11 protein-coding genes are annotated in these 12,348 nt (G+C 45.1%); 7 read left to right on the forward strand and 4 right to left on the reverse strand.

Translation table 11 applies throughout. The features are described 5' to 3' along the window. Window positions 1-30: 30 nt before the first annotated feature. The gene (locus NSU15_RS11425) at window positions 31-1,374 is read right to left on the reverse strand and encodes a glycoside hydrolase family 30 protein (RefSeq protein WP_339290441.1); all 1,344 of its coding nucleotides are present in this window, start codon (window positions 1,372-1,374) and stop codon (window positions 31-33) included. Between the two features lie 134 nt (window positions 1,375-1,508). On the opposite strand from NSU15_RS11425, the gene NSU15_RS11430 reads away from it, so the two are divergent. Next, the gene (locus NSU15_RS11430; protein ID WP_042126556.1) at window positions 1,509-2,303 is read left to right on the forward strand and encodes a helix-turn-helix domain-containing protein; all 795 of its coding nucleotides are present in this window, start codon (window positions 1,509-1,511) and stop codon (window positions 2,301-2,303) included. Here NSU15_RS11430 and NSU15_RS11435 read toward each other — a convergent pair. The 3 genes from NSU15_RS11435 to NSU15_RS11445 all read right to left on the reverse strand — a co-directional run bounded on the left by NSU15_RS11435 (window position 2,196) and on the right by NSU15_RS11445 (window position 5,327). Further along, the gene (locus NSU15_RS11435) at window positions 2,196-3,362 is read right to left on the reverse strand and encodes a glycosyltransferase family 4 protein (RefSeq protein ID WP_339290443.1); all 1,167 of its coding nucleotides are present in this window, start codon (window positions 3,360-3,362) and stop codon (window positions 2,196-2,198) included. The two genes, NSU15_RS11430 and NSU15_RS11435, sit on opposite strands and share 108 nt — an antisense overlap. Before the next feature lie 160 nt (window positions 3,363-3,522). After that, a complete protein-coding gene (locus tag NSU15_RS11440; protein WP_339290444.1) occupies window positions 3,523-4,308 on the reverse strand; it encodes a sugar phosphate isomerase/epimerase family protein in 786 nt (261 codons plus the stop codon). Between the two features lie 110 nt (window positions 4,309-4,418). Next, window positions 4,419-5,327: an alpha/beta hydrolase gene (locus NSU15_RS11445; protein WP_339290445.1), complete on the reverse strand. Its 909-nt coding sequence runs from the start codon at window positions 5,325-5,327 to the stop codon at window positions 4,419-4,421. A gap of 377 nt (window positions 5,328-5,704) precedes the next feature. Here NSU15_RS11445 and NSU15_RS11450 point away from each other — a divergent pair, with 377 nt between their 5' ends. The 6 genes from NSU15_RS11450 (at window position 5,705) to NSU15_RS11475 (ending at window position 12,327) form a co-directional block, all read left to right on the forward strand. Further along, on the forward strand, window positions 5,705-6,208 hold the full coding sequence (locus NSU15_RS11450; RefSeq protein ID WP_339290446.1) for a GNAT family N-acetyltransferase: 504 nt from the start codon (window positions 5,705-5,707) through the stop codon (window positions 6,206-6,208). A 224-nt stretch (window positions 6,209-6,432) separates the two neighbouring features. Continuing rightward, on the forward strand, window positions 6,433-8,502 hold the full coding sequence (locus NSU15_RS11455; protein WP_339290448.1) for a bifunctional aldolase/short-chain dehydrogenase: 2,070 nt from the start codon (window positions 6,433-6,435) through the stop codon (window positions 8,500-8,502). Window positions 8,503-8,542: 40 nt separating this feature from the next. Then, window positions 8,543-9,301, forward strand: a complete 759-nt coding sequence (locus NSU15_RS11460) for a DeoR/GlpR family DNA-binding transcription regulator (RefSeq protein ID WP_339290450.1) — start codon at window positions 8,543-8,545, stop codon at window positions 9,299-9,301. Between the two features lie 26 nt (window positions 9,302-9,327). Further along, complete coding sequence (locus tag NSU15_RS11465) at window positions 9,328-10,056, forward strand: (Fe-S)-binding protein (protein WP_339290451.1); 729 nt, start codon at window positions 9,328-9,330, stop codon at window positions 10,054-10,056. Then, window positions 10,053-11,606, forward strand: a complete 1,554-nt coding sequence (locus NSU15_RS11470; protein WP_339290453.1) for a LutB/LldF family L-lactate oxidation iron-sulfur protein — start codon at window positions 10,053-10,055, stop codon at window positions 11,604-11,606. Before NSU15_RS11465 ends, NSU15_RS11470 begins: the two co-directional genes overlap by 4 nt. After that, window positions 11,599-12,327: an LUD domain-containing protein gene (locus tag NSU15_RS11475; RefSeq protein ID WP_339290454.1), complete on the forward strand. Its 729-nt coding sequence runs from the start codon at window positions 11,599-11,601 to the stop codon at window positions 12,325-12,327. Before NSU15_RS11470 ends, NSU15_RS11475 begins: the two co-directional genes overlap by 8 nt. The last annotated feature ends 21 nt before the right edge of the window (window positions 12,328-12,348 follow it).

A 12,348-nucleotide genomic window follows, 5' to 3' on the forward strand; every position in this document is an offset into this window, starting at 1 on the left:
GCTTCGCATAAAGAGAACCTCCTTATCTTTTTACTTAATTAGCAGTGTCTGAATGGCATGAGCCGGAATTATGTTCTCAGCTAAGCTGTCATGGAAGCGAAGCGTGAACGGAAGCTCTTGTTCCGTGCGGTTCATAACGATAACAGCAATAGTACCATCAGGATTACGGAAAGCTGTGGTTTCAAGCTTATCAGTATATTTGGAATGTCCAATGCGTTTAGCACCTGGACGAATATATTTACTGAAATGCCCGATGTAATAGAAGGAGCTCTCAAAAGTAATTTCATCGTTTTTCGTATCCCCGATAATTGGAGCATCGCAGTAGTTACCTACATGGTTAGGTCCGCCTTGCTCGTCCAAAACAATATTCCAGTCGGTCCAGCTCGACATCCAGTTGTTCAGATTGCCAATGATATCATGGCCGTAACGTTCACCGGTGTTCCACGAGCCGAGATGAACGCCACCTTCTTGGCAGCCCTCGCTGAAGAACAGCTTTTTATCTGGAAAACGATCATGTACGGCTGATAGGGCTTCAAAGTGATCGCCGGAGTACCAGTGGAAGCAAATTCCCCAAATGTACTTGGAAGCTTCTTGATCTTCAAAAGCAACCTTGGCACGATCATAGACGCGTTCCTTGTTATGATCCCAGATCATAACCTTTACATGAGCCAAGCCGGCTTGTTCCAAGGCTGGTCCTAAGTAATCCCGAACAAAATCCTTTTCTTCTTCGGCGGTATAAAGGCAGGAGTCCCATATTTGAACAGCTTTTGCTTCGTTCTGAACACTAACGGCCCAAATATCAATGCCTTCAGCAGCATAAGCCTGAATATATTTAACGAACATGTTGGCCCAAGCCTCACGGTATTCAGGCTTAAGAGCTCCGCCTCCGTTCATTTGCCCGTTTGTCTTCATGAATGCTGGAGGACTCCAAGGAGAAGAGAACAAACGGAAATCTTCACCGACAGCTGCTGCAGCATTTTTAATTAGAGGGATAATTGAGTCTTGATCTCTGGAAATATCGAACGAACGCAGCTCAGCATCGCCTTCTTCTACATAAGCATAGTTGCCCAGTGAGAAGTCGCAGCTTTGGATATGCGAGCGGCATAAAGTATATCCAATGCCATGCTCAGGATCAAAATAAGCTTTGATGATTTCATTCTGTTTGGCTTCACTTAGTTTAGCAATGGTAACAGCAGATGCCTCTGTCAGTGCACCGCCAAAACCTTCAATTTCCTGATACTCCAGATCATCATAGATATTGATGAGCTCTGATTCGACACCTGACGTATCCGGCAGGAAGATCAGAGGGTCTTTTTCTGTTAAACGGTCGGTAGTTTCTTTTGCTGTTTGAATGACGCGAACGATTTTACTCATAAGGGTTGGTAACCTCCTGTACATATAAATTCTGTCTTTATTATAGAAGGAGATCAACCGTTCTTTGAAGAAACTATATGGCTAAGAACCTCAACAATCTGGTCATCGACTACTAAGAGTAGAGGAGTAATGCTATGGAAACTAATAGTGTCCAAATAAGTCTTTGTGGATTTATCCGCCATATTCAGCCTTTTAGGCAATTATATCGCAGTGGGCTTGATACCTATATCATCAGGCTGCAAGCAGAAGGGGAATGTGAAGTTCTCATCGATGGAGACATGGTAACCGTGGTGCCTGGTGATCTGTTATTATTTAAGCCCCAGGATATATATGATCTGAGAATCGGTGAAAAGAAAAGCCCTCTGGGACATAGTGTGGACTATTTTGTAATGTGCACAGGAGAATGGGTGGATCACTGGTGGAACCTGCGAGAGAGACCGAAGAAAGTTAGAATTGCAGATGATGGCAAGCTGCAAAGTATATGGCAACAGCTTGACTTGGAGCATAGAAGACTTGATGGAGGCAGTCCAGAAATACTTGAAGCGTTATTTAAGGCTTTATGTTTACTGCTGGATCGGGCGATTGAAGAGGCGCCTGCTTCATCATCGGCCTCGCTTCTACACGGACTCAAAATGAAGAGTTATGTGGAGGAGCATGCTACATCAGAGATCAGGCTAAAGGACGTAGCTGCTCATGCCGGAATTAGTGTAACGAGGGCCGTGCATTTATTCAAAATTCAATTTGGCTATTCTATTATGCAATATGCAGGGCAAATTCGGCTTGCTATGGCACTGCGGTTAATGGACAACACTAATTACACTTTAGAGCGAATCGCAGAGGAGACCGGGTTCGGAAGCTACACCTATTTCCACAGGGTATTTCGGGATCGTTATGGGGTGTCGCCGGGCATCTATCGAAAGAGAGAGTAGTAAACTCCACTTTTGAGTTAGTCTTTTTTTTAACAAGAAATCTCTAATCGCTTGTTCAAATAATCGCACACTATTTGCCCAAGTCCATTTATGTGAGGATCTTTCGCCCTGTGCAGCTAATTTAGTTCTTAAGTTTGGGTCTCGGATTAAGCGGATGACATCTTCACCAAGCCGATTCTCATACCGATAGGAGAGCAGACAGTTCTTCTCGTGATTTGCGTATTCCATATTTCCACCTGAATAAACACAGACGAGTGCTGCGCCACACCGCATGGCTTCAAGCCCCGGCAAAGAACCTGTATCAAAAATACTAGAACTGACAAAGATATCTGCACCGTTGTAATGGTAACAGAGTTCCTCATCATTCGCTGGGGTGAAGAATCGATATTTTCCGGTGGCTTTTAACTTTTGTAAAGCTTCTGAGCTGTTGAACTCGTCTGGTGGACTAATAAAGTTAATATTCACATAGGGGTATTGTTCTTTTACATCATCGAGCTGCTCTATAAGATAATCTTGCTCCCGGTGCCAAGAGAAGCCTGGTTCTGTTTTTCTTAATATTGCTGTTATATTTAAAGGCTCCTGAAGACTGTGGCGGATTTTCATATTCTTAAAAGAGGAGCTGATACCAACGGGTACAATGTTTCCTGTGATCCCATGATTTAAACGAATCAACTCCTGCTGCCAATGCGATAAAACAATCAGATACTCTGTGACATGATATGAAGGAAACGATAGCGAACTATCCGGTAAGAATGGGGGTTCATAACATAATGATAATCTTACATGAATTCCTTTTCCTTGATTGCTCGCTGCTTGGGAAGTAGGAACTGTTGTATGAAAATTAGAAACAATCACATCACCTGAGGGATAGTCTTGTTCCTGAAGATCCATATATGCGGAGCGGATTATGGTGGAACGGATATCATAGGAAACAACGCCATCCACAGGCATGAGGATAGTGACCTGATGCCCCATAGCTGTCAGTCCATTGGTGAGCTCTACCAGCATGCGTTGTGCTCCGCCGTGAGATAAGGTCAGAATAGGGAATGTGAGTCTCATTGATAATCCAGTCCCTTCCAAGTTAGGGCTATAATCGTTAAACGCTGTGATTCAATCGTTATGTTTCTTATTGTATTCAACTCGCATAGAAAGGTACCATTTATCTAGTTTAATATTAAAGTAGGGTGAGGGGTGCTTATGAGTGAAATTATTATTAGCATTATTGTTCCATAGAAGCAAGCTTCTTTAGTAAAGCAACGGTATCATTAATCTCTAAATCTTTGATATCTTCTAATGATACGTCGATCATCGGTTTGAATTCTTGGAGTTTGTTCAGGAAAGCTTCGGTATGAAACTGACCTCCACCAGCCTTTCCGTGGTAAATTATCCCTCCATTTGAATAGATGTCTTTTAAATGCGCTAAAATAATTCGGTCCCCGAACAACCTAAAGGAGTCATCGACAATTTGATCCTGAATATCTACTGCGTCACCAATAAAATTGCATGGGTCAAAGACAACACCAATATTGCTTGAGGGGACTTCATCTAGGATGCGGCGCATCTTGTCTGGTGTAGAAAGTGTATGCGTGCAGACTCCCTCCAATCCCAGAAACACCCCCCATTTTTCAGCTTCTTCCGCAAGCTCTTGTACAGTGGCTCTTAATATGTCCCAGCCGATAGCTTCGTAATGGAGCGGATCTTGTGCTTGAAAAGTAGTCAGAGCGCCTGTCTCCGTAGCCACCATAGGTGCTCCGAAATGGCGGGCATATCGAAGATGTTCCTTAAATCGATTAATCTCCGATCTTCGTATAACAGGGTCCGGATGAATAGGATTGATGTAACAGCCTAGCACGCCGATACGTATACCTGCTCTGTCAAAATGTTCGCCAATATAGTTTGCGAGGCCTGGACTTAATTTACCTGTGGAGGTATCGATATCCTGAATAGCTTTGGATAAAGCCAGTTGAACAAAATCGATATCATAATTCTGAAGCGTTGCAGTCAACGATTTGAGGGGTAAACAACCAAATGTATGCGCTAATGTTCCGTATCTGATGGTAATCATCTCCTTATCTAGGATGGGTATGTGTAATTACAAACATAATAGTAGCGCTTTCATCTGGATGCAAGTGATTTATCCTTATCGTCTGTCAGGAAATTGATGATCTCAGTGTTTACTCTATCCGGTTGCTCGTGATTAATCCCGTGTCCCGCATGGGGGATGACTTGGTAATGGAACTTTCCATCTTCTAAAATACCTATAAAGTCCTTCGATTGTTTTAACGCGTGCTCACCGATTAAAAAATAGAGCTTGTCTCTGATTGCAACCGCGGCGTTCTTATCGTATGGATGAAGCTTATGCACAAACATAGCTTGCTGATTATGAGTCCGCATTAAAAGGATCAGATGAGCCGCCAATGCTGGATGGTTATCAAATAAAGGGGAGTTAGGTGCGCTTAACTTCTTTAGAACTTTTAATAAATTACGATCTGTTGGAATTAGAATCTCCGGGAACATCATCATTAAGGTTTGGATCATGGCTTTGATCGGTGCGGTGACCATTCCGCCCTCCAAACAAACGACACGCTTTACTTTGTCTGGTTGCTTAGTTGCATAATTAAAAGCAATATAGGCGCCGTTGGACACTCCCGCGATATGAAAGACGTCTATACTCAAATGCGTCGCTATTTCATTAATCCATTCTATTTGCTCAAACTTCTGTTTGTTAAAATGCTCGTTAGGGATGCTTTTTCCGGGTCCGCCCAAAGTATCAACTGAGATGCAATAAAAATGCTTCGATAGTTCCTCGATGTTTAATATCCACATGACCGCCGAATTATCACCCACGCCATGGAACAGTAGTAAGGGGGGATTATTCTTTTGTCCAGCAAGGATACAATGCGTCAGTCCATATGTGGTTGGAACATCAATCTCCTCAAGTGGAATGGGCCACTGCTCAACTAGCTGCTGATAGGAGTGCCACACTCGTTCTTGCGCTTTTAAATTCTTGAAGCTATTTACCATCACAAACCTCCTTATCCAAAATAAAACATCTATATCTTATGCCAATAAGTATACTATGAGTGTTCGCAAGGCGGAGAGAGAAATAGAAACATTAGTGTGAAAAAGAGGGTGGGAGCAGATAAGTGTACTATGTACAACTAAAAAGCTACTTTACTCCCACTAATGTGATATAGGTGTACTTTGTGCAACTATATCTCTGGAAATCAGCCGATACAGCTTGATAGGGGGATTTTAGTTGCACAAAGTACACTTAACGATAGACAGGCGTACTGAAGGTGATGTTAGTTGTAGAAAGTGCAATTAAGTAATGCGGTGGGCTCTTTTTTGCGATAGACTTTTTTGATACGGTAAGCAATTTTTATGTTCTAGGGGGGATTATGATGTTAATTGAGCTAAAGGAAGCCAGTTTGTCAGATGGACGCGATATTTTTGAAATGATTATGGAGATAGGCCCTGGGGAGAATGGATTCGTTAACAATGGGTTTGATTTGGCTTACAGTGAATTTCCTGATTTCATCAGAGATCGGATCGCACTATCAAGAGGAGATAATCTCCAACCAAACTATGTCCCGCAAACCAACTATTGGTTATTGATTGACTCTTATCCTGTTGGTGTTGGAAAGCTAAGACATTCCTTAAATGAGCAGTTAAGAAAATCAGGTGGACACATCGGATATAGCATCAGGCCTAGTGAGCGAGGAAGGGGCTATGGCAAAATTTTTTTGGCAGAGTTGTTAAAAAAAGCTGCGGATCTGGGGATTGATAAGGTCTTGCTGACCTGTGAGCCGAGCAATGTATCTTCGAGAAAGGTCATTGAAGCGAACAGAGGAATACTTAGCTGTATTGAGGATGGAAAATGTAGCTACTGGATTAGTCTATGAGTCGGTGTGCTGAATATTGGAGGTGAAGGAGTTGCTAATTGGCAACTCTTTTTTTGTTTTTTGGCAATGTAATTTCAGTTCATCCAAGGAGGATTCGTCTAAATTGTGAAATAAATTTTAAATTTTGTTGAAAACGCTCTATTCAAACACAAACAAATAGATTAAAATCAAAACAAACAAAAATAAACAAAAAAATAAACATTCAAAAACGGAGGTATTCACAAATGGTACAAAGTTTATGGGATTCAGCACGGGAAAAAGACAACCACGGAGGTCTGGATTCACTAGTCTATCGCTCCAATCTGTTGGGTGAAGATCGCAGAGTTTGTAATTTTGGGGGCGGGAATACCTCCAGTAAGACGATAGAATTGGATTTTCGCGGGCGTGAAGTAGAAGTAATGTGGGTGAAGGGTAGCGGTTCGGACCTTGCTACAATGAAAGCAGGCAATTTTACTGGGTTACGTCTTCAGGATATTGCCCCTTTGTTTGATCGGGAGGAAATGCCTGATGAGGAAATGGTGGCTTATCTCGCGAATTGCATGATTGATCCTAAACATCCGCGTGCTTCGATTGAGACACTGCTTCATGCTTTTTTACCATTTAAACATGTAGATCATACGCATCCAGATGCGATTATCAGCTTGTGTTGTGCGCATAACGGTAAAGATATTGCACGAGAAATTTATGGGGACCGCTTCGTGTGGGTGCCTTACATCCGTCCAGGGTTCACTTTATCTAAAATGATTGCTGAAGGAGTACTTGCTAATCCACAAGCAGAGCTGGTATTGATGGAGAAGCATGGACTGGTGACTTGGGGAGATACACCGGAAGCCTGTTATGCCAAGACGATCTCTATCATTAATGAAGCGGAGCGTTACATCGAAGATCGAATGGAAGATGAGAACCTCTTCGGAGGCCGCAAATCGGAAGCACTTTCGGAAGAAGCACGGCGGGCTGTAGCAGCAGCTGTAATGCCACTGATCAGAGGCGCAGTCAGTGATGAGCGTAAAATGATACTGACCTTCGATGATGCGGAGGATGTTCTGCGTTTTGTAGGTGGAGTTAACTCGGAGAAATTATCCAGTGTAGGTGCAGCTTGCCCAGATCATTTGGTTCATACTAAAATGCTGCCGCTTTTTGTGGCTTGGGAGCCAAATGCCAGTGACATTGATGGTCTGAAGGCTAAGCTGAACGAGGCGATTACCGCTTACAAAGAGCAGTACAAAGCTTACTTCGACCGAAATAAGCATGAGGGAGATGTAATGTTCGAAGCCGCGCCGCGTGTGATTCTGATTCCCGGAGTGGGGATGATCAATACAGGCAAAAGCTGGAGCAACTCCAAGATCAGTGGAGCCTTGTATCATCGGGCAATTGCAGTTATGCGCGGAGCTACCGGACTGGGAGATTTCGTCTCTCTTAGTGAGAATGAATCGTACAACGTGGAATATTGGCCTTTGGAATTATATAAATTATCGCTTGCACCAGCAGAAGCAGAATTCTCGCGTAAGGTTGCGTTCATTACAGGTGGGGCAGGAGGAATCGGAAGCGAAACCGCTCGCCGTCTAGTGTCCGAAGGGGCGCATGTTGTGCTGGCTGACCTCAATCTAGAGGGTGCACAGAAAATTGCTGCGGAGATTAACGATAAATACGGTGAGAATCGTGCGTTCGCTGTTAAAATGGATGTAACGCAGGAGGAGCAGGTTACCGCAGCTTATGCGGATACAGCCCTTTTCTATGGCGGGGTTGATATTATTGTGAACAACGCCGGGCTTGCGACCTCCAGTCCTTTTGATGAGACTTCATTAAAAGAGTGGAACTTGAACATTTCCGTATTAGGCACAGGTTATTTCCTCGTTGCACGCGAAGCCTTTAAGGTGATGAAGGAGCAAAAAATCGGTGGTAGTATGGTATTTATCGGCTCCAAGAACTCCATATTTGCTGGAAAAAGCGTATCGGCTTACAGCTCTGCCAAAGCACTCGAAGCACATTTGGCTCGTTGTATTGCAGCTGAAGGCGGAGAGTTCGGTATTCGCGCCAATACCATTTTGCCGGATGCTATTCTACAAGGATCTGCGATTTGGAATTCGAATTGGCGGAATGAACGGGCGGCTGCTTATGGGATTGAGCCGGATCAACTGGAGGAGCATTATCGTAAACGCACAACACTGCTTGTAAATATTTATCCACGTGATATTGCTGAAGGGGTGGCCTTTTTCGCTTCATCCAAGTCAGAGAAGACTACGGGCTGCATGCTGACGATTGACGGTGGAGTGCCGGCAGCTTTTACTAGATAACAGGAAGATAGAATATAGATAGGGATAACGGAGGGAAGCCATGCTGATTGCAGACAGATATGAAAGAATCGTAGAACTAGTGAATGAACGCGGCAGCATCCGTGTCTCGGAACTAAGTACCTTATGCCAAGTGACGGAGGAGACCATCCGGCGGGATCTTGATCGCTTGGAAAAGGCGGGGAGGCTGCTACGCTCTCACGGCGGTGCAGTTAGTCTGCGTGATCGTCAGCCAGAGACACCATATGCCGAACGTGAAATTATGAATGCAGCGGAGAAGCAGCGGATTGCCCGTGAGGCTGTGTTAATGATAAAGCCAGGAGATCGAATTTTGCTGGATGCCAGTACAACTGCATGGTATATGGCCTCACATTTGCCGGATATGCCACTGACTGTACTGACGAACTCTATCAGAGTAGCTGCGGAGTTAAGTGGGAAAGAACGAATAGATGTGATCTCAACAGGGGGGCAGCTGAGCCGCAGATCGATGTCCTTTGTTGGACATTTAGCGGAGCGTTCGCTTGAGTTATATCACGTGGATAAGATGTTTTTTTCCTGCAAAGGATTTCATCTCGAACGCGGCGCCAGTGAATCGAATGAGCTGCAAGCGATGGTGAAGCGAAAGATGATTGCAATAGCGGAGCAGGTAATCCTACTGTGCGATTCTAGTAAGTTTGGAATTCAAGCGTTTACTCATGTTGCCACGACTAGTGAACTGGATGTTGTGATTACGGATTACAGCCCCGAAACAGAACAGGTAAAGCAGCTACAGGAGCTGAACATCGCAATCACAACCGTGTAGAAAATAGTGTTGCAGGAGGTGAAGACATGAAGGTATCGATGTTTATTACTTGTATCAGTGATGCTGTGTATCCAAAGGTCGGAGAAGCGATGGCACGTCTGCTTTCCAGATATGGCGTACAGCTGGAATTTCCTGAAGTGCAGACCTGCTGCGGACAGCCAGCGTATAATAGCGGCTATTGGAATGAGGCACGTCAAGCTGCGCTTACGATTTTGCGGGCCTTCGAAGACAGTGATTTTGTCATTGCTCCTTCCGGTTCTTGCACCGGGATGCTTCATCATTACCCGAGACTGTTTCAAGATGATCCGATTAATTTAGCCAAGGCACAGAATTTACAGCTTAAATCCTATGAATTCAGCCAGTTTATGGTACAAGTGCTTGGCGTAACGGATTTAGGGGCAGTGTTTCCGCATAAAGTTACCTATCATCCTTCCTGTCATGGCACCCGAATTCTAGGAATTCGTGATGAACCAATGCAGCTTATGCAGAATGTGAAGGCGATGGAGCTAGTACCACTACCTTTTGCTGAGGACTGCTGTGGGTTTGGGGGAACCTTTGCCGTAAAAATGTCTGATATCTCTGGGGCGATGGTCACTGAGAAGTCTGATCATGTGCTGGAGTCAGAAGCAGAGGTCTTAACGGGTCTGGATATGGGCTGCCTCATGAATATTGCTGGGAATTTGCGTTATCGTCATAAGCCTGTCCGTGTTATGCATTTAGCAGAGCTACTGTATGAAGGGGTGAGTGGACAATGAGTCAGAATGCCGCTCAGACTAAATCGGAATCGAATCATGTGAAGCCAGCTTCGGTAAAAGAGCGTGCCGACTTGGCGTTGAATAATGATTTTTTGCGTAAGGCGGTCCGCTTTACTACGGAAAGGCTGCGTGACGGGAAACAGAAAGCGGCGAACGATCATGGTCACTGGGAAGAATGGCGCGAACGTGGGCGGCAAATTCGCCTGCATACGATCGCTCATCTCGATTATTATTTGAATCTATTTGCGGACAATGCAAGAGCGAACGGCACGCATATTCATTTTGCGGCAACAGGTGAAGAGGCAGTGAAGATTGCTTTAGAGATTGCGCAGCGGAAACAAGCGGCTTCCGTGGTCAAATCCAAATCGATGGTGACTGAGGAGCTGCATTTGAATTCGGCGCTTGAGTCCATTGACGTGGAGACGATTGAGACAGATCTTGGCGAGTATATTATCCAGCTTGCCGGAGAAACTCCGTCTCATATCATTATCCCAGCCATCCATAAGAACCGCTATCAGATTGCTGAGCTGTTGTCCAAGGAGGCAGGGGAGGAGCTTTTGCCTGAGACTACAATCCTTGCAGGATTCGTACGGCGCAAGCTACGGGAGAAATTCCTAGAAGCGGATATTGGGATGACGGGATGCAATTTTGCGATTGCAGAAACAGGTTCCATGGTGCTGTTCGAGAATGAGGGCAATGCTCGCATGGTCACCACCTTGCCGAAGACGCAAATCACGTTGATGGGGATGGAGCGGATTATTCCTTCTTGGAGCGACCTTGAGGTGATGGCTACGTTACTGCCTCGTTCAGCAACTGGCCAGAAGCTAACAGTGTATATGTCCGGTATTTCAGGACCCCGTAGAAAAGATGATGGGGACGGGCCGGAAGAGCAGCATATTATTATCCTTGATAATGGTCGATCTGAGCAGCTCGGCGATCCAGAATTTCAGGAGCTGCTGAACTGTATCCGCTGTGGAGCTTGTCTGAATGCCTGCCCTGTCTATCGTCATATTGGCGGTCATGCCTATGGTGGAACTTATAGCGGACCGATCGGAGCGGTGTTGACCCCGGCGCTGAACAAAAATGTAGAGCAATGGGATGATATCGCAGGTGCATCGAGTCTGTGCGGCGCTTGTTATGAAGCTTGTCCAGTCAAAATCCCTCTGCATGATATGCTTATCTATTTACGGCGACGTAAGGTAGAGAGAGGTTATGGAGACAAAGCGGAAGGGCTCGGCATGAAAGGTTTTGGAGCGATTATGGCAAAGTCACAGCGATTTAGTAGTGTGATGAAAGTAGGCAGAATCGGACAAAAGCTGCTTGTGAGAGACGGAGGAATTCCATCAAAGCTTGGGCCGCTGAAAGGCTGGAATAACTACCGGATCGCTCCGAAGCTGGCGGATGAATCCTTCCGTGAGAGCTGGAAAGGGCTGCAAGAGGAGTTAGACAAGAACAGTCGAGAAATGGACCCAGCCATTCAGAAGCGAATGGAAGATTTATTAGCGAAGCGGAAGCGGGAAGAGCTGGAAGGAGGAGCCGGGCATGACTGAGGAAACGCACAATGAATGGCTGGAGCGTATGGCAATTGAATCACGTGACAAACAGCAGGCGTTCATGAACGATATCGCTCGTCGTTTGAAGCGTCCAAGAACGACTATGGCTCCTGTACATCCTTTTCGCGGTGCTCCAGATTATTGGCAAGAATTCCAGTGGAGTCCAGAAGAACGCATCGATCAATTTACTGCGAATTTTCAAAGTGCAGGTGGACATGTGTTTCGCATGGCAACGATGGATGAAGCTAAAGCTTTTATTGTCAATAAAGCGAGTGATATGCTTGCCCGTTATATTCTTCGGCAAAATGTAGCTGAGCTTGCGGCACTTCGTCTAGAAGAAGAACTTGTAGATACGCAGGTATCTGTCTGGAATACGGATATGCAAGAAGCATGGAAAGCTAGGGCAGCGGAAGCCGATATTGGGATTGTGATCGCGGATTATGCTGTTGCTTATACAGGCTCTATTACAGTGTTATCTTCTGCGGATAAAGGGCGCTCTGTCAGTCTTTTGCCAACCGCATTAATTGCTATCATTCCGCTTGAGCGGTTGAAGACTCGTCTGGGTGAGGTGCTTATTGATTTTGATGAAGCGGGACAAACGGGTCTCCCCGCAGGTATTCACTTTATCTCTGGACCGAGTCGTTCAGCGGATATTGAGAATGATCTGACGATAGGTGTGCATGGCCCAGGAATCGTATTCGCCTTGCTGGTAGGCTGATGAGGAGATAAGGAGTGTTGT

It is taken from the genome of Paenibacillus sp. FSL E2-0201 (assembly GCF_037963325.1).
GTDB lineage: Bacteria > Bacillota > Bacilli > Paenibacillales > Paenibacillaceae > Paenibacillus_AQ.

Excerpts from the sequence above, each read along its gene's own strand:
- NSU15_RS11450 (WP_339290446.1), top strand. The coding sequence starts at position 5,705 with ATGATGTTAATTGAGCTAAAGGAAGCCAGTTTGTCAGATGGACGCGAT.
- NSU15_RS11445 (WP_339290445.1), bottom strand. The coding sequence starts at position 5,327 with ATGGTAAATAGCTTCAAGAATTTAAAAGCGCAAGAACGAGTGTGGCAC.
- NSU15_RS11455 (WP_339290448.1), top strand. The coding sequence starts at position 6,433 with ATGGTACAAAGTTTATGGGATTCAGCACGGGAAAAAGACAACCACGGA.
- NSU15_RS11435 (WP_339290443.1), bottom strand. The coding sequence starts at position 3,362 with ATGAGACTCACATTCCCTATTCTGACCTTATCTCACGGCGGAGCACAA.
- NSU15_RS11425 (WP_339290441.1), bottom strand. The coding sequence starts at position 1,374 with ATGAGTAAAATCGTTCGCGTCATTCAAACAGCAAAAGAAACTACCGAC.
- NSU15_RS11430 (WP_042126556.1), top strand. The coding sequence starts at position 1,509 with ATGGAAACTAATAGTGTCCAAATAAGTCTTTGTGGATTTATCCGCCAT.
- NSU15_RS11475 (WP_339290454.1), top strand. The coding sequence starts at position 11,599 with ATGACTGAGGAAACGCACAATGAATGGCTGGAGCGTATGGCAATTGAA.
- NSU15_RS11470 (WP_339290453.1), top strand. The coding sequence starts at position 10,053 with ATGAGTCAGAATGCCGCTCAGACTAAATCGGAATCGAATCATGTGAAG.
- NSU15_RS11460 (WP_339290450.1), top strand. The coding sequence starts at position 8,543 with ATGCTGATTGCAGACAGATATGAAAGAATCGTAGAACTAGTGAATGAA.
- NSU15_RS11465 (WP_339290451.1), top strand. The coding sequence starts at position 9,328 with ATGAAGGTATCGATGTTTATTACTTGTATCAGTGATGCTGTGTATCCA.